Here is an 18,097-nt window from a genome sequence, read left to right as displayed (position 1 = left end):
TTTGTAAAGGGCCGGGAATCCAGAAGGATCGAGGATGAGCATTTCGTTGCTGCTCGAGATGGCCGTGTCCGGCGACGCCGAGCGCACCGCGGTGGTGTCCGGCGATTTGCGGCTGACCACGCAGCAGCTCAGCGATCTTGCCGACGGCGGGGCGGGGGTGGTCGCGGCCTCGGGCGCCAAGCACCTGGTGTACGTGGGCACCGGCGGCGCGATGCTGCCGGTGTTGATCTTCGCCGCGGCGCGCGCCGGGGTGGCGTTCACGCCGATCAATTACCGGCTCTCCGCCGAGGGCATCCAGGCGCTGATCGAGCGGCTGCCCGAGCCGTTGGTGGTGGTCGACGGTCGCTACCGGGAGATGATCGGCGGGGTGTCGGACCGGGTGATGGTGTCCGACGACTTCCTCGACGCCGCCGGCGGTGCCGAGCCCGCGGCGGAATTCCCCGATCCGGACGCCGTCGCGATCGTGCTGTTCACGTCGGGCACCACCTCGCAGCCCAAGGCCGTCGAGCTCTCGCACAACAACCTGACCAGTTACGTCACCGGGACGGTGGAATTCGGGGCGGCCGCCGACACCGATGCCGCGCTGATCTGCGTGCCGCCGTACCACATCGCCGGGGTCAGCGCCGCGCTGTCGAATCTGTATGCGGGCCGCAAGATGGTGTACCTGCCCAATTTCGATGCGCAGGAATGGGTTCGGCTGATCAACACGGAGAACGTGACCACCGCGACGGTGGTGCCGACCATGCTCGACCGCATCGTCACGGTGCTGGAGAACGGGGACGGGCCGGCCATCGAGTTGCCGTCGCTGCGCAACCTCGCCTACGGCGGCTCCAAGGTCGGTTTGCCGCTGGTTCGCCGGGCCCTCGAGCTGCTCCCCGACGTGGGCTTCGTCAACGCCTACGGCCTGACCGAGACCAGCTCGACGATCGCGGTGCTGACTCCCGACGACCATCGCGCGGCGCTGGCGGCGTCGACTCCGGAGGGCGCGCGGCGGCTGGGGTCGGTCGGGCAGGCGGTGGCGGGCATCGAGCTGCAGATCCGCGACGAGGTCGGCAACGTGCTGCCGCCGGGCGAGACCGGTGAGCTGTTCGTGCGGGGCGAGCAGGTCTCGGGCCGCTACACCGGGATCGGTTCGGTGCTCGACGAGAACGGCTGGTTCCCGACCAAGGACATCGCCATGCTCGACGACGAGGGCTACCTGTTCATCGGTGGGCGCAGCGACGACACGATCATCCGCGGCGGCGAGAACATCGCGCCCGCCGAACTCGAAGAGGTCCTGGTCGAGCACCCCCACGTGCGGGACGTCGCCGTGGTCGGGGTCGAGGATCCGCAGTGGGGCCAGGCGATCGTCGCGGTGGTGGTGCCGGCGCCGGGCGTCGACCCCGACCCCGCGGAACTGCGCGAATTCGTCCGCAAGAGTTTGCGCGGATCACGCACCCCCGACGAGGTAGTGTTTCGCGACGAGCTGCCCACCACCGCCACCGGCAAGGTGTTGCGGCGGGAGATCATCCAGACCCTCACGGAATTGCGCTCCGCGCCGGCCCAGCAGTAAGCGATCAAGGACGGAAATCAATGATCAAGAACGGAACTCGTCTCGCCAGCCAGGTATGCGACACCCAGGTGATCGTCGTCAGAAGCGCGGACAGCCTCGACGACCTGCGGTGTGGCGGTGCGCCGATGGTGCCGGTGGGCGCCGAGCGCTCGGGCGAACTGGACCCGGCGTTCTCCGACGGCACGGTCATGGGCAAGCGCTACGTGGACGAATCCGGCGCCGAGGTGCTGGTGACCAAGCCCGGCGCCGGAAGCCTGAGCATCGGGCAGACCGCGCTGCACCTCAAAGAGGTCAAGCCGCTACCCGCGAGCGACTGACGACGTCACTGCGAGCCGGCAGGCTTGCCCGGGATCTTGTTCCGGAGAACGAATTCCTTTGCCTTGATCAGGAATTCGAGCTGCTCACCCACTTGGTGTAGCGGGCCCGCGTTGCGGGTCGACCGCGACAGGACGATGGCGCCCTCCAGCGCGGAGATCGACATCACGGCCAGCGACGCGGCGTCAGCGTCGTCGAAGCCGTCGTTGACGAACGCGCGGGTGAGCGCGGTGCACCAGCGGCCCAGGATCGCGCCGGCCTCGGTGGAGAGCTTGGGCCCGTCACCGTCGGAACACCCGATCGCCGCCGCCACCACCGGGCAGCCGGCGGTGAAGCCGCCCTCGGTGAGCAGCCGCTCCCAGTACCCGACGAACTCGGCCAACAACTCCCGGGCGCCGCGGCCGGCGGCGTCGTCTATCAGGGCGGTGATGGAGTCGCCGGAGTAGCGCAGCGCTTCGGTCAGGATCTGATTGCGCCCGTCGGGAAAGTGGTAGTAGACCGAGCCACGCGGGGCGCCGCTGCGGGCGAGCACCGCGTCGATCGTCACGCCCGCGGCGCCGCGCTCACGCATCACCTCGGCGGCGCTGGCCAGCATTTTTGTCCGGGTGTCCCCGCGCTTCGTCGGGGCGTCACCGATAGTCGGCACTGTCGTACCTCCCGAGGCTGGCGTCATGCAGCGTGCGAGTGGCGCAGCGCCGGCCAGTGCATATGACGCGGGCTGAAGCGGAATGTCCGGCGCCGCAACTCTGGCATCTCGCGGGTGAATTGATAGCCGGCGACGTTGAGCTCAATGATCCACATGGTGTTCTCCCGGCCTGTGTGCGGCCCTTGATTATGCTAAGAACCATATAAGACATCCGTAAATTAAGCAATTTCTCAGGCGAAATGTGACGTACGCCGCACAAACAGGGCGCGTCGGCGCGGCGGTCCGCACTTGCGGCCGCGTGAACCGGCCGAAAATATGCTCTATTGCATAACCGCTAGAACGCCGCTAGGACGGCCCCCCAAACGCCGAACGCGCACCCACGGCGAAAAATCGGCAGATATCTCGCCCTGCGTGCACGTTCGACGCGGGATTTAGCTTTCGATCGTGTGGCCCATCGGCATCAGCACGCTCTTCTGCTGGGTGAAGTGCTCGACGCCCTCGGGTCCGTTCTCGCGGCCGATGCCGGAGTTCTTGTAGCCGCCGAACGGGCAGCACGGGTCGAACGCGTACCAGTTGATCGCGTATGTCCCGGTGCGGATCTTCTCCGAGACCTCGATGCCCCGCTGCACGTCGGCGGTCCACACGCTGCCGGCCAGCCCGTACACCGAGTCGTTGGCGATCTTGATCGCGTCCTCCTCGGTGTCGTAGGGGATGATCGAGAGCACCGGCCCGAAGATCTCCTCCTGGGCGATCGTCATCTTGTTGTCGACGTCGGCGAACACCGTCGGCTGCACGAAGAAGCCGCCGTCGAGACCCTCGGGACGGCCGCCGCCGCACACCAGCCGCGCACCCTCCTCGATGCCCTTGGCGATGTAGCCCTCCACCCGGGCCCGCTGCTTCTCCGAGATCAGCGAACCGATCTGGGCGGCCGGGTCCGACGGCAGGCCCACCGGCAGCGCCTGCACGAAAGTGCTTACCGCGTCCACGATTTCGTCGTACCGCGAGCGCGGAGCCAGGATGCGGGTCTGGGCCACGCAGGCCTGCCCGCTGTTCATGATCCCGGAGAACACCAGCATCGGGATCGCCGAAGGCAGGTCGACGTCGTCGAGGACGATGGCCGCCGACTTCCCGCCCAGCTCCAGGGTGCACGGCTTGAGCATGTCGGCGGCGCGACGGCCGATCTCCTTGCCCACCGCCGAGCTGCCGGTGAAGGAGAAGATGTCGACGTCCGGGTTGGAGGTCAGCGCCTGCCCGGTCTCGATCCCGCCGGGCACCACCGACAGCACGCCCTCGGGCAGCCCCGCCTCGGCGAAGGCCTCCGCCAAAGCGTTTGCGCTCAGCGGTGTTTCGGCCGCCGGCTTGAGCACCACCGTGCAGCCGGCCAGCAGCGCCGGGCCCAGCTTGTTGACCGCCAAAAACAGCGGCACGTTCCAGGCCACGATCGCGCCCACCACACCGATCGGCTCGCGGTGGACGATGCTCTGCCCGTAGCCGCCGGTGCGGACCTCTTTCCACTTGACCTGGTCGACGGCCGGGCCGGCGAAGAAGTTCAGCGCCCCGATCGAGCTCATCCAGTGCATCGTTTCGACGGTCGTCGGCGGCTGGCCGGTCTCGGCCGCGAGCAGCTGGGTGAACAGGTCCTTGCGCTCCTCCATCACCTTGAGCGCGTTGGCGATGACGGCGGCGCGCTCCTTCGGCGGCGTGGTCGGCCACGGGCCGTTGTCGAAGGCCGCGCGGGCCGCGGCGACGGCGGCGTCGACGTCGGCCGCGGCGGCCAGCGGCACCTTGCCGACGTAGTCACCGGTGGCCGGACAGGTCACCTCGATCACCTCGGAGGTCGACGGTTCCGTCCACTTGCCGCCGATGAAAAGCTTGTCGTATTCGGTCTTAGCGTCTGTCATCTTCCGCCACTCCTCCTGCTTGTTCAGATCGCACTGCCCTGTCATCGTCGTCGGCGGGCATGCGCGCCACCCTACCCAAGCCAGGGCAAAACGAGAACACGTTTCACTCTTGGGGTTGCAGGACCAGCACCAGATTGCTCACCAGAAACTCGCGCAGCACCGGCACGCCCGTCAGCCACCACGCCCATCGCGGGTGGTAGCGGGGAAATGCGGCCAGCGCGGCGCCGGTGTTCGCGGCCCACGTCAGGCCGTCGGCCGCCGACACCTCGAACAACGACGACCCGTAGTTGTTTTTGGCGGGATGGCCGTGCTTGCGCGCGTAGCGCGCCGCGGCGCGCTCGCCCCCCAGGTAGTGGGTCAGGCCCATCTCGTGTCCGCCGAACGGGCCCAGCCAGACGGTGTAGGACAGCACGGCCAGCCCGCCGGGCCGGGTCACTCGCAGCATCTCGGCGCCGAGTTGCCAGGGCCGCGGCACGTGTTCGGCGACGTTGGACGACAGGCAGATGTCCACCGAATCGTCGGCGAACGGCAGCGCCATGCCCGACGCGCGCACGAAGGTTCCCCCGGCCGCCGCGTCGGCGGGTCCGGCCGCGTGCATCTCGCCCGGGTCGGGCTCGACGCCGATGTAGTCGAGTCCGGCGCCGGCGAAGGCCGTCGCGAAGTAGCCCGGCCCGCCGCCGACGTCGAGCAGCGTGCGGCCGGCGGGGGAGTCCGCGTGGGCGGCGCGCCACAGGTCGCTCACCATCGCCACGGTGTCGGCGGCCAGCGCGCCGTAGAAGCGGGCGGGATCGCTCTGCTCGTAGCGAAACTCCGACAGCAACCGCACCGAGCGGGCCAGCGTCGCCCGGCGAGCGAAGAGGTCGGTCACGGCCACCGGCCAACCCTACGGCCGGTCGCGCAACCGGGCGCACACATAGTGTGGCGGCAAAGAGGGTACGGAAGCGACGAAGACCCAGACGACGGCTCCGACGAAGGTGGCTCAGGCAGCGAAATGGATGTTCCCGATTGGGTGTGGGCCCTGACCGTCTTGGCCATCGTCGGGCTGTTGGCCTTCGACTTCTTCTTCCATGTCCGCAAGGCGCACGCCCCGACGCTGCGGGAGGCCGCGCTGTGGTCGATGGCCTACGTCGGCATCGCGCTGCTGTTCGGCGTCGGCCTGCTCGCGTTCGGAGGACACGAGGAGGGCCCGGAATACTTCGCCGGGTACGTCACCGAGAAGGCGCTCTCGGTCGACAACCTGTTCGTCTTCTTGATGATCATGGCCAGCTTCCGGGTGCCGCGCGAGGATCAGCAGAAGGTGCTGCTGTTCGGGATCGTCTTTTCCCTGATCGCGCGGACCGGCTTCATCTTTCTCGGCGCCACGCTGATCAACACGTTCGCATGGGTCTTCTACCTGTTCGGGCTGATCCTGCTGCTCGCCGCCGGCGGCGTGCTGCGGCCCGACGAGCGCGAGGAATCCCGCAAGGCCGACAACGTCGTCATCCGGATCGCGAAGAAGGTCCTGCACACCACCGAGCACTATGACGGCGACAGGTTGTTCACGATGGTGGATGGCCGGCGCGCGATGACGCCGATGCTGCTGGTCATGGTTGCCATCGGTGGAACGGACATCTTCTTCGCGCTCGACTCGATCCCGGCGATCTTCGGCCTCACCCAGAACGTCTACATCGTGTTCACCGCGACGGCCTTCTCGCTGCTGGGCCTGCGCCAGCTGTACTTCCTCATCGAGGGCCTGCTGGACCGGCTGGTCTACCTCTCGTACGGCCTCGGGGCGATCCTGGGCTTCATCGGCGTCAAGCTGATCCTGCATGCGCTGCACGAGAACAACGTCCCCTTCATCAACGACGGCGAGCCGGTCTCGCTGGTCGAGATCAGCACCTACCTGTCGCTGGCCGTGATCGTCGGCGTTCTGGTCGTCACCGTCGTCGCCTCGTTGCTGAGCCCCATGGGCAAGGCCCGGACGGCCATCGCCGGCGCCCGGCGGCACGCGACGGCCTACCTCGACTCCGAATACACCCACGACGCAAGCGAACGCGAGCGCATCTTCCGCAAGCTGCTGGACGAGCGCGACCAGATCCTCGCGCTCGGTCCCAAGTACCGCCAGCTGGTCCGCGACGAGCCGGCGCTGATCGACCTGTTCGACCGCGCGGCCGCCAAGCACGACGAAGCCGTCGGCCGCGGCGAGGCCGAGCCGTTCGTCAGGATGGGCCTGACCTCCTGAGAAGCCGGCCGCCGGCGCGCGCTGTGTAGTGTTGCGCTCTAGTGTTCGATTCCCTGCTTGATGCGCTCGGCAACTCGTGGTGGGCGTATCCGCTGATCCTGGCCTCGTGCACATTCGACGCCATCCTCCCCCTGTTGCCCAGCGAGACGGCGCTGCTGACCGGCGGCATCCTCGCGGCCAACGGTTCGATGCTGCTGGGCTGGGTGATCGTCATGGCGGCCATCGGCGCGTTCGTCGGCGACAACCTCGCGTACGCGATCGGCCACTCGGCCGACGACTTCGCCCGCCGCTGGATCACCCGCGGAGAGAAGGGACAGCGCAGCCTGGACTGGGCCCACCGGGAACTGGAGCGGCACGGGGGCCCGCTGGTGATCGTGGCCCGGTTCCTGCCCGGGGGCCGCACGGCCACCACCATCGCCTGCGGCGTGCTGGACTTCCCGTATCGCCAGTTCGTGGTGTTCGACGCGATCGGCGCCGTGGTGTGGGCGACGCTCAACACCCTGATCGGCTACATCGGCGGCAACGCGTTCGCCGATAACACGGTCGCGGCGTTCGCGGTGGCGTTCGGGACGGCGCTGGCGCTGGCCGGGATCATCGAACTGATCCGGTGGGTGCGCCGTCGCGCCCGGCAGGAAGGGCGGGTGCGGCGCTAGCGGTCCCGCATGGCGCGCCGACCGATTCCCATTAGGCTGACCGGTGATGTCTGCTCTGCGCTCGGTCCTGCTGCTGTGCTGGCGCGATACCGGGCACCCGCAGGGCGGCGGCAGCGAAGCCTATCTGCAGCGCATCGGTGCGCAGCTGGCCGCCTCGGGGATCGACGTCACGCTGCGCACCGCCCGCTATCCCGGCGCGGCGCGCCGCGAAGTCGTCGACGGCGTGCGGATCGACCGCGCCGGTGGCCGGTACTCGGTGTACGTCTGGGCGTTGCTGGCGATGGCGGCGGCCCGGCTCGGGGTGGGCCCGCTGCGCAAGGTGCGGCCCGACGTGGTCGTCGACACACAGAATGGGTTGCCCTTTTTGGCGCGGCTGGTCTACGGCCGCCGCGTGGTGGTGCTGGTGCATCACTGCCACCGCCAGCAGTGGCCGGTGGCCGGCCCGGTGCTCGGCCGGCTCGGCTGGTTCGTCGAGTCGACGCTGTCGCCCCGGGTGAACCGGCGCAACCAGTACGTGACGGTGTCGCTGCCGTCCGCGCGGGACCTGGTCACCCTGGGCGTCAATGGCGCGCAGATCGCGGTGGTGCGCAACGGCCTGGATCTGGCGCCGGCGCAATCGTTGTCGGGCCCGCGCGCGTCCGCGCCGCGCGTGGTCGTGTTGTCGCGGCTGGTGCCCCACAAGCAGATCGAGGACGCGCTCGAAGCGGTCGCGGCGCTGCTGCCGCGGACGCCGGGCCTGCATCTCGACATCGTCGGGGACGGCTGGTGGCGCGAGCGGCTCGTCGAGCACGCGCGACGGCTCGGCATCTGCGCCGCGGTGACGTTCCACGGTCACGTCGACGACGTGACGAAACACCATGTGCTGCAAGCGGCTTGGGTGCACGTGCTGCCCTCGCGCAAGGAGGGCTGGGGGCTGGCGGTCATCGAGGCGGCCCAGCACTCGGTGCCGACCATCGGCTACCGGTCCTCGGGCGGCCTGTCGGACTCGATCGTCGACGAGGTGACCGGGATCTTGGTGGACACCCACGCCGAGCTGGTGGACCGTCTTGAGGAACTGCTCGCCGATCCGGTGCTGCGCGACCAACTCGGCGCCAAGGCGCACACCCGCAGCGGCGAGTTCTCCTGGGCGCAAAGCGCCGACGCGATGCGCGGCGTGCTGGACGCGGTGCACTGCGGCCGCACGGTGCACGGACTAGTCACCGGGCGGGGCTGACCGAGGCGCGGCGCCGCCACGCGCCGATTCCCGCGCCGGCGCCGCCCGCGACCAACAACGCCAGCCACGCCGCATGGGCGATCACCGTCACCACCCGGCGATCGGCCGACACCCCGGCGCTTTGCCCGCCGACCCGGTAGAGCGCGATCGCGTCGTCCCGGTAGACCGGCGCCAGCGCGCCCAGGGTGCGGGCGGCCGCCCCCATGTCGCCGGCGCTGTCCGATTCCACCACCAGCCATCCCACGCCCGCCGCCGCCAGCGCCGACGGATCGGGCCCGGCCAGAAGCAGCCGCTGCACTTCGCGGGCGTGCGCGCCCTCGCCTGCGATGGTGGACCCCGAGATCACCAGGTCGCCGCTGCTCAGCACCTCGGCGCGCACCCAGCGCGGCAGCGGGTCCAGCACCGGCGCGGCGCCCGACCAGAAGAAGAGCCGCATCGTCCCGGCCGGCAATACCGCCACCGCGGCCGGCCGTGCGTTGATCGCCGCGGCGACGGCGGTCCATCCGTGCGGGTAGTGCACCGGCGACACCTTGCCCCACACCCCCCAGGCCAGGTCGGGCAGCGCCAGGAGCAGCGCCAGGCAGCAGACGAGCGCCGCCGCAACGTCCGCAGGCGGCGGCGTCCACCGTCGCAACGTCACCACCGCGCCGGCGCCCGCCACCGTGTAGCCGGGCACGGCGAGCGCCACCCACTTCTGCCCGTCGCGCAGCACGCCGAATCCCGGCACGGCGTCGACCACCGCGCCCAGCAGGTGCAGGCCCGGCCCGGTGGCCAGCGCCGCGGGAACCAGCACCGACACCGCGGCCAGCACCAGCAGCGGAACCGCCACCGACCGGCGGGCGACCGCCGGCAGGCCCGCCGCCACGATCCCGAGCAGCACCACGGCCGAGGACACCGCGAAAAGCGTGGCGCGCGAAGCGGGTACGGCGTCGCCGTTCCAGATTCCGCCGAGGCTGGCCAGGCTGGCGAGCGTGCCCAGGCCGGGCTCGGCGCGCGGCGCGAATGCCTCGACCCCCAGCCGGTTCGCCGCGGTGTGGGCGGTCAGCGAAGCGCCCAGCGCCGACGCGACCAACCACGGCAGCGCGGCCACCAGCGCGACGCCCAGCGCCGCCGCGGCGCACCACCGGCGCGGCCAGGGCCCGGCCGTGCCGTCACCCGGGGCGGCCACGCAGACCAGCGCCACCGTCGCGGCCAACAGCAGCCCGGTCGGGGTCAGACCGGCCAGCGCGATCCAGAAGGCCAGCCCGAACAGCGAGCCGGATCCCGCGCGCAACGTCAGCATGGCCGTCGCCACCCAGGGCAGGCAGCCGTAGCCGACCAGCAGGCTCCAATGGCCCTGCAGAAGTCGTTCGGCGACATAGGGATTCCAGATCGCCAGCGTGATCGCGACGAACTGCCCGGGCGCGCCCGCAGGCGGCAGGGCCACCTCGACGAGCCGGGCCGCGCCCCAGCCCGCCAGCCACAACCCCACCACGAGCAGCGCTTTGACCACGATGCCGCCGTCGACCACATGCGAGGCGAGCGCCACCGCGAAATCCTGGGGGGTGGCGCGCGGCGCCGAGGTCAACCCCAGGGCGGTGTCGGACAGGTATGACCGCGGCGTCGAGACGGCGTCACGCAGCAGCAGGTACCCCGGGGCCAGCAGCGGCCCGACCACCAGCAGCGCCAGGACCAGTGCGTACCCGGGTCGGGTCCAGCGCACGGCTACCGCATCCGGGCCGGGCTATTCGCGGTCGTGCGGGCCGGGCGGGTTGGACTCGGTGGGGCCCGCCTCGGTGGGCTCGTCCGGGCCGGACGGTCCGGGGGCCCCAGGCGAGCCGGCCGAGCCGGGCGGATCCCCGCCGGACTCCTGGCGCAGATCGGGACGCTGGGTGGGCAGCTTCTCCGTCTCGGCCTCGGCCCCGGGCACCGGCTCCTCGAGGCCGCTGCGGCCGAAGAAGTCCTGATCGCCGCGATCCAGGCCGGGGTCGGTCAGCGCGCTCTCGCTGCGCAGGCTGAACGAGGCGAGCAGCCCCCCGCCGACCAGCGCGATCAGCCCGACCGCGGTGAACGTGATGGGCAGCACCCGCGACCACAGCGCCAGCCGGTCGCGCTCGTCGCGGGCGGCGTTGACCTGGGATTCGACGGTGTCCTCGTTCGAGGTGACCTTGTAGTCGGCCAGCGTGAGCTCCGGCTTGAGCGGGTCCCGGGCGAAGTAGTGGTCGGCGTGCACGGTCTGCTTGACGATGGTGCCCGACACCGGGTCCACCCAGAACGTGCGCTGCGCCGCGTAGTAGCGGGTCATGGTGATCTGTTCGTTCGGATCGCCGCCCTGGACGCCCCACATCGACGCCGACGTGGTCTGCTTGGCGTCCTCGTTGCCGGCCAGCAGCGACGGGTACGCCACCGGGGCCACCAGCTTGCCGTCGGCGTTGTAGCCGACGTTCTGGGTGAACTTGTAGGTGGTCAGCCCGTTGACGTCTTCCTCGGTGTCGTAGTTGACGTCGAACGGCTTCTGGGCGATCGGATCGAAGTAGGGATAGGTCTTCTTCTCGGTGTGGAACGGAAACCGGTACGACAGCCCGTCGTGCCGCAGGGGCATCGCCGTGGGCGGGTTCTCGTCGTTCACGGCGCGCGGCTTCTGGACCGAGCCGCCGGTGTGGGTGTCGTCGGAGACGGCCAGCGCGGTCTTGCGGTTGAGCGTGACGGTGTCGACGATTGCCAGCAGCAGCCCGCTGTCCTTCTGCTTGTCCGTGCGCCGCAACGAACTTCCGACCTGCAGGGTGACCACGTCGGCGTTGGCGGGCGACTCGACGCTGATCTGCTGCTGGGAGACCAGCGGCACGTTCTGGTTGACGACGACGTGGTCGGTGGACAACGACGCGGAGTCCAGCGCCGTCCCGGTGCCGTCGCCGACCAGCGTGGCGTCGAGGTCCAGGGGGACCTTGGTGATCCTGCTGGTGGTGTACGTCGACAACAGCAGCGCGGCGATCAGCAGGGCGGCTCCGAGTCCGATGATCCCGCATGCGGCGAACCGCAACATGACTGCTCGGTTCACGTCGCTGTGCCCTCCTCATGTCCTTGCATTTCTCAGCCGCGACCCGACCCGAGCGAGCAGCCCGGGGCAAACTCGTTTGACCCTAACAGCAGAAAGTAAGGCGGCGGCTTACGAACCTGATGCTCGCGCGGGCGGGTCCTTCGGGTGTACCCATTCGCCGGGCAACCCAGCACGGGCACACTGTGGTGGTGAGCGACGACCAGCGGGTGGGCGGGGTGCGCAGCTTCCTGCCGGCGGTGGAAGGGATGCGCGCCTGCGCGGCGATGGGCGTGGTGGTCACCCACGTCGCCTTCCAGACCGGGCACTCCAGCGGCGCCTCCGGCCGGCTGTTCGGCCGGTTCGACCTCGCCGTCGCGGTGTTCTTCGCGCTGTCGGGTTTCTTGCTGTGGCGCGGACACGCCGGGGCGGCAAGGGATCTGGGACCCCGCCCCCGCACCGGCCACTACCTGCGGTCCAGGGTCGTGCGCATCATGCCCGCTTACCTGGTGGCGGTCGTGGTGATCCTGACGCTGCTGCCCGACGCCGACCACGCCAGCCCGACGGTGTGGCTGGCCAACCTGACGCTCACCCAGATCTATGTGCCGCTCACGCTGACCGGCGGGCTGACCCAGATGTGGAGCCTGTCCGTCGAGGTCAGCTTCTATCTGGCGCTGCCGGTGCTCGCGCTGCTGGCCCGCCGGCTCCCGGTGCGCGCGCGGGTGCCAGCGATCGCCGCGCTGGGGGCGCTGAGCTGGGCGTGGGGCTGGGTGCCGGGCCACGCGGCCGAGGGCGTCAACCCGCTCAACTGGCCGCCGGCGTTCTTCTCCTGGTTCGCCGCCGGCATGCTGCTGGCCGAGTGGGTCCACAGCGGCGTCGGGTTCCCGCACCGCATCGCGCGTCACCGCCTGGTGATGGCCGTCGTCGCGGCGGCGGCCTACCTGGTCGCGGCCTCGCCGCTGGCCGGGCCGGAGGGTCTGGTGCCCGGCAAGCCCGCGCAGTTCGCGGTGAAGACCGCGATGGGCGCGCTGGTGGCCTTCGCGTTGGTCGCGCCGCTGGTGCTGGACCGGCCGGACACGCCGCACCGGCTCTTGGGGACCACCGCCATGGTCACCCTGGGCCGCTGGTCCTACGGCCTGTTCATCTGGCACCTGGCCGCGCTGGCCATGGTGTTTCCGGTCGTCGGGACGTTTCCGTTCACCGGCAACATGCCGACGGTGTTGGTGCTGACCCTGGTCTTCGGGTTCGCGATCGCCGCCGTCAGCTACGCGCTGGTGGAGTCGCCCTGCCGAGAAGCCTTGCGGCGCTGGGAGAAACGCGAGCGACCCGCAGATTCCGCGCAGGCCGTCGATGCGGAGGCGGACGCGATCGCGCCCTAGCCGCTGCGGTCCGTCTATCGTTTCCAGCGCGTCAGCGCCAACCGAAGGGCAGGTTCACCGGCGCTGACAGGCTGATACGTTCGTCGGGGTGCGCACGAGATTCGACTTCGACTTGACAACGGCATCGCCTCATGGGGTCGTCGAACTCATGACCGATTTCTCGCCCAACCGACCGCACCGCTGGCCGGCATTGTCGGCCAAGGCGTTCGAGGTGTATCACGTCGGCGCGACCGAGGCCGATGTCCGCGAGGGCCAAGACTTTCCGGTGTCCACCTAGACGTCTGCTGGTGCTATTGGCATGACATACCGCTAGCTGGGCACGGCTTCGATGACGCAGAGCGGCCCTGCCGTCTGCACCACGCGCTGCAGCCGGAAGCCGCCCTGCCGGAGTAGGTCGGTCCACTGCGTGAGGCTGCGTTCCAGTGCGCCCGCCATTACCAGCATCTCCATATCGGCGTAGTGGCCGAGGAATTCGCGGTCGTGATCGGGGACGACCATCTCCAGCAGCAGCAGCGTCGCGCCCGGAGGGGCCGCGGCTTTGACGGTGCCCAGGATCGCGACGGCCTTGTCATCGGGCCAGTCGTGGATGACGTTCTTCATCACATAGGCGTCAGCGGCCGGCACGCTTTCGAAGAACGACCCGCCCGTCACGGTGACTCGGTCGGCGACACCGTGCCCGGTCAACACCGGTGGCGCCCCCTCGACCGCCTCGGGGAGGTCGAACAGCACGCCGCGGGCATCGGGGGCGGCGGCGAGAATCGACGAGAGTAGCCGGCCGTGGCCGCCACCGATGTCGGCGATGACACCGAATTGGGTGAAGTCGTAGGCCGCGACCACCGCCGCCTCCAGCACCGACGACGTGGAGGTCATGGCGCTGTTGAAGATCTCCGCGAACTCGGGGTCGTCGCGGAGATAGTCGAAGAAGTCCTTACCGAACACTTTCGGGGGGTTCGGCTCTCCGGTGCGCACCGCGTCGGCCAGCCGCGTCCAGTTCGCCCGGTGCTGCGGCGAACCGAAAAGCAGGGCGGCCCCACGCGTCGAGACCGGCGAATCGGTGCGCAAGGTGTCGGCCAGCGCGTTCAGTGCGAAACGGCCGTCGCGGCGCCTGCGAAACACGCCGCGGCTGATCAGCAACCGCATCAGCCGCGCCACGCTGTCCGGGTCGGCCCCGATGCGCCCCGCCAGTTCCTCCTTGGTCAGCGGGCCCGCGGCCAGCTCGTCGGCGATACCCAGCTGCGCGGATGCCGAGATGGCCTGCGACAGAAAGGCGCCGAAGATGATGTCGATGACCGCGATCGGCGGGGGAGCCAGGCGCAGGTATAGCCGCCCCACATGATGACGGACTCGTTCGACCGCGCGAGCCACCCGGGCGGGCGGCAGTTTCGGGGTCGATGACGGTGACTTAGGCGGCATCGTTCTCCATTACCCGGTGATGACAGGACTCGACAAGTATCACTTCTTGCTCTCGAGCGCCCCCCGCCGCCTCATATCGAGTGGCTTGCCGCCGATTTCGAAGGTGTCGGGTCAGCCGGCTTCCGCGGTCTGGAGCCGCTGCAGGATCCGGTCCCGCACCGCCGAGCGGCGGGCCTTGCCGGCGTCGTCACGCAACGGGGTGTTGACGAGTTCGATGAAGTCGGGGCTGGGTGGAACCTTGTACGCCGCCAGGTGTTCGCGCAGGAACGCCTGCACGCCAACGGAATCCAGGGTGGAGCCGTCGGCCGTGTGCACCAGGGCGTAGGGCACCTGGCCCAGGTCCCCGTGCGGAACTCCGACGACCAGACACGACAACACGTCCGGGTGCGCCGACAGCGCGTTCTCGATTTCGGCGGGGTAGACGTTGCGGCCGCCGACGGTGAACATGTCGACCCGCCGGTCCGACAGGTACAGGAAGCCGTCGTCGTCGAAATACCCGAGGTCGCCCAGCGAGTCCCAGCCGTCGCGGCTTTTCGCCGTGGCGCCGACGTAGCGGTAGGTGGGCGCGCTGTCTGGCCCGGGCCGCATGTAGATCTCGCCGACCACGCCGGGCGGGCACGGGTTGCCGTCGTCGTCGAGCACCTTCATCTCGCCGGCGACGACCACGCCCACCGAACCCCGGTGCGCCAGCCACTGGTCGCCGGAGATGAAGGTCAGCGCCTGTAATTCGGTGCCGCCGTAGAGTTCCCACACTTTCTCCGGGCCCAGCAGGTCGATCCAGGCCTGCTTGATGGCCGGCGGGCACGGCGCCCCCAGGTGCCAGAACCGTCGCAGCGACGACAGGTCGTACGAGGCGGGGTCGGCGTGATAGACCGGCAGCGTCCGCTGCATGATCGTCGGCACCGTCGTCAGGAACGTGACGCGATGATCGGTGATCAGCCGGAGGAACTGAACCGGATCGAACCGGCTCATCAGCACCAGGTGATGGCGCATCAGCAGGGCGATGGTGGCGGTGGTGAAGCCCGTGTTGTGGCTCAGCGGCACCGGCACCAGCGTGGTGTCGCCCTCCTGGGCGCCCAGCGGGTAGCCGATCAGCGGCGGTATCCGGCTGTCGCCGCCGGATTCGATCAGCTTGGGCCGCCCGGTGCTGCCGCCGGATCCCATCGCCTTCCACACCGGCGACACCGCCTCGGGCAGCGCGCCGTCCGGCAGCGCCGGATCGGGCACGAAACCCGCTGGCACGCAGGGGAATTCGACATGATCGCGCCCCACCAACAAGGCCGGTGGCCGCAATTCGAGCAGGCCCGCCAACTCCGCGTCGGGCAGCCGAGCCGACAGCGGCTGGGGCACCGCGCCCAGCTTCCAGCAGGCCACGGCGGCCTGGATCCACTCGATCGAGTTCGGCAGCACCATGGTCACGTAGTCGCCGACGCCCACGCCCCGCTCTGCGTAGGCCCGGGCCAACCTATTCGTCGAGCGGTCGAGCTCGGCCCGGGTCAGGGTCACCCCGTCACAGGTGACGGCGGGCTCGTCGGGGGCGAGTTGGGCTAGCTGCGAAATCTGGGTGCCGATCGGCGGGACCGGCTCACTCATAGCCACCCTGACGCTCGAAGATGCGGCGCGGATTGTCGACCAGCATGGTGTGCAGCTGCTCGTCGGTGACGCCGCGCTCCTTGAGCGCGGGGATGACGTCGTTGTGGATGTGCAGGTAATGCCAGTTCGGGGCCATCTGCGGCACCAGCTCTTCGGGGAGCGCGTCGAAGTAGCAGTTGGCGTCGTGGGAGAGCACCATCCTGTCGGCGTGCCCACGCTCGCACATCTCCGCCACGATCCGCACCCGCTCCTCGAACGGCGAGATCACGTCGAGGCCGAACCGATCCATGCCGAGGTAGGAGCCGGCGGAGATCAACTCCTCGAGGTAGCCGATGTCGGTGCTGTCGCCGGAATGGCCGATCACCACCCGGGTCAGGTCGACGCCCTCCTCCTCGAAGATGCGTTGCTGCTCGAGGCCGCGTCGCAGTCCGGCGTGGGTGTGCGTGGAGATCGGCACCCCGGTGCGTTTGTGCGCCTGGGCGACGGCGCGCAGCACCCGCTCGACGCCGGGGGTGATGCCGGGCTCGTCGGTGGCGCACTTGAGGATTCCGGCCTTGATGCCGGTGTCGGCGATGCCCTGCTCGATGTCGCGGACGAACATCTCGGTCATGATCTCCGGGCCGCCCAGCAATCCGCCGGGGCCCTCGTAGTGGAACCGGAACGGCACGTCGTTGTAGGTGTAAAGCCCGGTCGCCACAACGATATTCAGCTCGGTGGCCGCCGCGACGCGGGCGATCCGCGGGATGTACCGGCCCAAACCGATCACCGTGAGGTCGACGATGGTGTCCACGCCGCGGGCCTTGAGCTCGTTGAGCCTGTCGATGGCGTCGGCCACCCGCCGTTCTTCGTCGCCCCAGGCTTCGGGATAGTTCTCGGCGATCTCGGTGGTCATGATGAACACGTGCTCATGCATGAGCGTGACGCCGAGGTCGCTGGTATCAATCGGTCCACGTGCGGTATTCAGTCGCGACACGCATCCGATGCTAGAGCTCCGGCCGCCTGAATTCGACGGGTTCGAGGACCTTACCTCCGCGCATCGCTCGTGCACCGGCCGTACCAGTGGATATGACGCATCGGATGACCGCAGAAACGTGCGGCACGTTCCCGTTCTGGTAGCGGGCAGCTGCGGCGGGTACCCGCGAACTGAGCCGCATACAAGGGGAGCCGACATGGACGCCGCAACCGGGACCGATCGATGGCCGTCGCTACGGGTCGACGACTGGACTCCGACTCGCGAAACGCTGCACATGTGGACCCAGATCGTCGGCAAGGTCCGCATGGTGCGCACGCCGATGGTCAACCACTGGTGGCAGGTGACGCTGTACGTGAGCCCGCGCGGATTGACCACGGGCGCGATACCCCACGAAACCGGGGTGTTTGACATAGAATTCGACGTCATCGACGCCGTGCTGCGGATTCGTCACAGCGACGGGCGACAAGTCTCGGTGCCGTTGACGGCCAAACCGGTGGCGCAGTTCTACGACGAAACCATGTCGGCCCTGGACGATTTGGGGGTCGCGACACGCATCAGCGCCAGCCCCAACGAGGTGGATCCGGCCATCCGGTTCGCCGAGGACCATCAGCACGCCTCCTATGATTCCGACGCCGCGCGCTTGTTCTGGCGGCAACTCCTGCAGGCGCACCGGGTGATGAGCCAGTTTCGCGCATCGTTCATCGGCAAGGTCAGCCCGGTGCATTTCTTCTGGGGGGCAATGGATCTGGCGTGTACACGGTTTTCCGGGAGGCCGGCGCCCAAACATCCCGGCGGCGCACCGAACTGCGGCGACTGGGTGATGGTCGAGGGTTATTCGCACGAATTGAGCAGCTGCGGCTTCTGGCCCGGCGGCGGTGAGGAAGGCGCTTTCTACTCCTACGCCTACCCGCAACCGGACGGCTACGCCGACTACCCGATAGCGCCCGCTGCGGCGCATTTCAGTGCAGACCACGGTGAATTCGTCCTGCCCTACGAGGCGGTGCGCATTGCCGAGGATCCCGACGGGGATTTACTGCAGTTCCTGCAAACGACTTACGCGGCCGCCGCGGACCTCGGCCGCTGGGATCGCGGCGCCTTGGAGGCCGATCCCGACCGGTGGCAAAAGCCGTGAGCACCACGCCGATCGCGGACTATGCCCTGCTCTCGGATCGTCATACCGCTGCGCTGGTCAGCCGCGGCGGGTCGGTCGACCGGCTGTGCATGC

The 18,097-nt window shown here is 69.3% G+C and carries 17 protein-coding genes; 8 read left to right on the top strand and 9 right to left on the bottom strand.

All coding sequences use genetic code 11. The features are described 5' to 3' along the window. Positions 1 to 34 precede the first annotated feature (34 nt). The gene (locus OCU_RS48575) at positions 35 to 1,552 is read left to right on the top strand and encodes a class I adenylate-forming enzyme family protein (protein WP_014381415.1); all 1,518 of its coding nucleotides are present in this window, start codon (positions 35 to 37) and stop codon (positions 1,550 to 1,552) included. A 20-nt stretch (positions 1,553 to 1,572) separates the two neighbouring features. Further along, complete coding sequence (locus tag OCU_RS48570; protein ID WP_008261847.1) at positions 1,573 to 1,869, top strand: hypothetical protein; 297 nt, start codon at positions 1,573 to 1,575, stop codon at positions 1,867 to 1,869. A gap of 5 nt (positions 1,870 to 1,874) precedes the next feature. On the opposite strand, the gene OCU_RS48565 is transcribed toward OCU_RS48570, so the two are convergent. The 4 genes from OCU_RS48565 to OCU_RS48555 all read right to left on the bottom strand — a co-directional run bounded on the left by OCU_RS48565 (position 1,875) and on the right by OCU_RS48555 (position 5,288). Then, a complete protein-coding gene (locus tag OCU_RS48565) occupies positions 1,875 to 2,540 on the bottom strand; it encodes a TetR/AcrR family transcriptional regulator (RefSeq protein ID WP_172417544.1) in 666 nt (221 codons plus the stop codon). Further along, entirely contained in the window at positions 2,537 to 2,668 is a 132-nt protein-coding gene (locus OCU_RS51800) for a hypothetical protein (RefSeq protein ID WP_014381414.1), read from the bottom strand. Before OCU_RS51800 ends, OCU_RS48565 begins: the two co-directional genes overlap by 4 nt. 276 nt (positions 2,669 to 2,944) lie before the next feature. Next, entirely contained in the window at positions 2,945 to 4,414 is a 1,470-nt protein-coding gene (locus OCU_RS48560; RefSeq protein ID WP_041787235.1) for an aldehyde dehydrogenase, read from the bottom strand. A 103-nt stretch (positions 4,415 to 4,517) separates the two neighbouring features. Continuing rightward, positions 4,518 to 5,288, bottom strand: a complete 771-nt coding sequence (locus OCU_RS48555) for a class I SAM-dependent methyltransferase (protein WP_014381412.1) — start codon at positions 5,286 to 5,288, stop codon at positions 4,518 to 4,520. Positions 5,289 to 5,405: 117 nt separating this feature from the next. Here OCU_RS48555 and OCU_RS48550 point away from each other — a divergent pair, with 117 nt between their 5' ends. Genes OCU_RS48550 through OCU_RS48540 form a run of 3 tightly spaced genes read left to right on the top strand, consistent with a single transcriptional unit; the run spans position 5,406 to position 8,501 of the window. Further along, complete coding sequence (locus tag OCU_RS48550; protein WP_014381411.1) at positions 5,406 to 6,635, top strand: TerC family protein; 1,230 nt, start codon at positions 5,406 to 5,408, stop codon at positions 6,633 to 6,635. A gap of 41 nt (positions 6,636 to 6,676) precedes the next feature. Next, positions 6,677 to 7,288 (top strand): DedA family protein, encoded by a 612-nt coding sequence (locus OCU_RS48545; RefSeq protein WP_008261841.1) that lies wholly within the window; start codon positions 6,677 to 6,679, stop codon positions 7,286 to 7,288. A gap of 46 nt (positions 7,289 to 7,334) precedes the next feature. After that, positions 7,335 to 8,501 (top strand): glycosyltransferase family 4 protein, encoded by a 1,167-nt coding sequence (locus tag OCU_RS48540; RefSeq protein ID WP_020188402.1) that lies wholly within the window; start codon positions 7,335 to 7,337, stop codon positions 8,499 to 8,501. Here the strand turns inward: OCU_RS48540 and OCU_RS48535 are convergent. Together OCU_RS48535 and OCU_RS48530 are read right to left on the bottom strand one after the other, a co-directional pair. Then, positions 8,485 to 10,203: a hypothetical protein gene (locus OCU_RS48535; RefSeq protein WP_014381409.1), complete on the bottom strand. Its 1,719-nt coding sequence runs from the start codon at positions 10,201 to 10,203 to the stop codon at positions 8,485 to 8,487. The genes OCU_RS48540 and OCU_RS48535 overlap by 17 nt on opposite strands. Positions 10,204 to 10,224: 21 nt before the next feature. Next, complete coding sequence (locus OCU_RS48530) at positions 10,225 to 11,538, bottom strand: porin PorA family protein (protein WP_158020471.1); 1,314 nt, start codon at positions 11,536 to 11,538, stop codon at positions 10,225 to 10,227. Positions 11,539 to 11,657: 119 nt separating this feature from the next. On the opposite strand from OCU_RS48530, the gene OCU_RS48525 reads away from it, so the two are divergent. Continuing rightward, the gene (locus tag OCU_RS48525) at positions 11,658 to 12,893 is read left to right on the top strand and encodes an acyltransferase family protein (protein WP_085977587.1); all 1,236 of its coding nucleotides are present in this window, start codon (positions 11,658 to 11,660) and stop codon (positions 12,891 to 12,893) included. Positions 12,894 to 12,981: 88 nt separating this feature from the next. Beyond that, positions 12,982 to 13,170 carry a hypothetical protein gene (locus OCU_RS51225; RefSeq protein ID WP_014385995.1) on the top strand — a complete coding sequence of 63 codons (189 nt, stop codon included), beginning with the start codon at positions 12,982 to 12,984 and terminating at the stop codon, positions 13,168 to 13,170. A 32-nt stretch (positions 13,171 to 13,202) separates the two neighbouring features. Here the strand turns inward: OCU_RS51225 and OCU_RS48520 are convergent, their stop codons facing one another. From OCU_RS48520 to OCU_RS48510, 3 genes are all read right to left on the bottom strand, one after another. Further along, the gene (locus OCU_RS48520) at positions 13,203 to 14,225 is read right to left on the bottom strand and encodes a methyltransferase (RefSeq protein WP_014381408.1); all 1,023 of its coding nucleotides are present in this window, start codon (positions 14,223 to 14,225) and stop codon (positions 13,203 to 13,205) included. 192 nt (positions 14,226 to 14,417) lie between these two features. After that, complete coding sequence (locus OCU_RS48515) at positions 14,418 to 15,899, bottom strand: AMP-binding protein (RefSeq protein WP_009957639.1); 1,482 nt, start codon at positions 15,897 to 15,899, stop codon at positions 14,418 to 14,420. Next, entirely contained in the window at positions 15,892 to 16,872 is a 981-nt protein-coding gene (locus OCU_RS48510; protein WP_009957640.1) for a phosphotriesterase family protein, read from the bottom strand. Before OCU_RS48510 ends, OCU_RS48515 begins: the two co-directional genes overlap by 8 nt. 196 nt (positions 16,873 to 17,068) lie before the next feature. Here OCU_RS48510 and OCU_RS48505 point away from each other — a divergent pair, with 196 nt between their 5' ends. After that, positions 17,069 to 18,004, top strand: a complete 936-nt coding sequence (locus OCU_RS48505) for a DUF5996 family protein (RefSeq protein WP_009957641.1) — start codon at positions 17,069 to 17,071, stop codon at positions 18,002 to 18,004. The last annotated feature ends 93 nt before the right edge of the window (positions 18,005 to 18,097 follow it).

This window comes from Mycobacterium intracellulare ATCC 13950, from assembly GCF_000277125.1.
Classification (GTDB): Bacteria; Actinomycetota; Actinomycetes; order Mycobacteriales; family Mycobacteriaceae; genus Mycobacterium; species Mycobacterium intracellulare.
Note: the sequence above shows the minus strand (reverse complement) of the source record. Positions and strands in the feature narration are given on the sequence as shown.

Coding starts and splice junctions, on each gene's coding strand:
- OCU_RS48575 (WP_014381415.1), top strand. CDS start 35: ATGAGCATTTCGTTGCTGCTCGAGATGGCCGTGTCCGGCGACGCCGAG.
- OCU_RS48570 (WP_008261847.1), top strand. CDS start 1,573: ATGATCAAGAACGGAACTCGTCTCGCCAGCCAGGTATGCGACACCCAG.
- OCU_RS48565 (WP_172417544.1), bottom strand. CDS start 2,540: ATGACGCCAGCCTCGGGAGGTACGACAGTGCCGACTATCGGTGACGCC.
- OCU_RS51800 (WP_014381414.1), bottom strand. CDS start 2,668: ATGTGGATCATTGAGCTCAACGTCGCCGGCTATCAATTCACCCGCGAG.
- OCU_RS48560 (WP_041787235.1), bottom strand. CDS start 4,414: ATGACAGACGCTAAGACCGAATACGACAAGCTTTTCATCGGCGGCAAG.
- OCU_RS48550 (WP_014381411.1), top strand. CDS start 5,406: ATGGATGTTCCCGATTGGGTGTGGGCCCTGACCGTCTTGGCCATCGTC.
- OCU_RS48540 (WP_020188402.1), top strand. CDS start 7,335: ATGTCTGCTCTGCGCTCGGTCCTGCTGCTGTGCTGGCGCGATACCGGG.
- OCU_RS48525 (WP_085977587.1), top strand. CDS start 11,658: ATGCTCGCGCGGGCGGGTCCTTCGGGTGTACCCATTCGCCGGGCAACC.
- OCU_RS48515 (WP_009957639.1), bottom strand. CDS start 15,899: ATGAGTGAGCCGGTCCCGCCGATCGGCACCCAGATTTCGCAGCTAGCC.
- OCU_RS48505 (WP_009957641.1), top strand. CDS start 17,069: ATGGACGCCGCAACCGGGACCGATCGATGGCCGTCGCTACGGGTCGAC.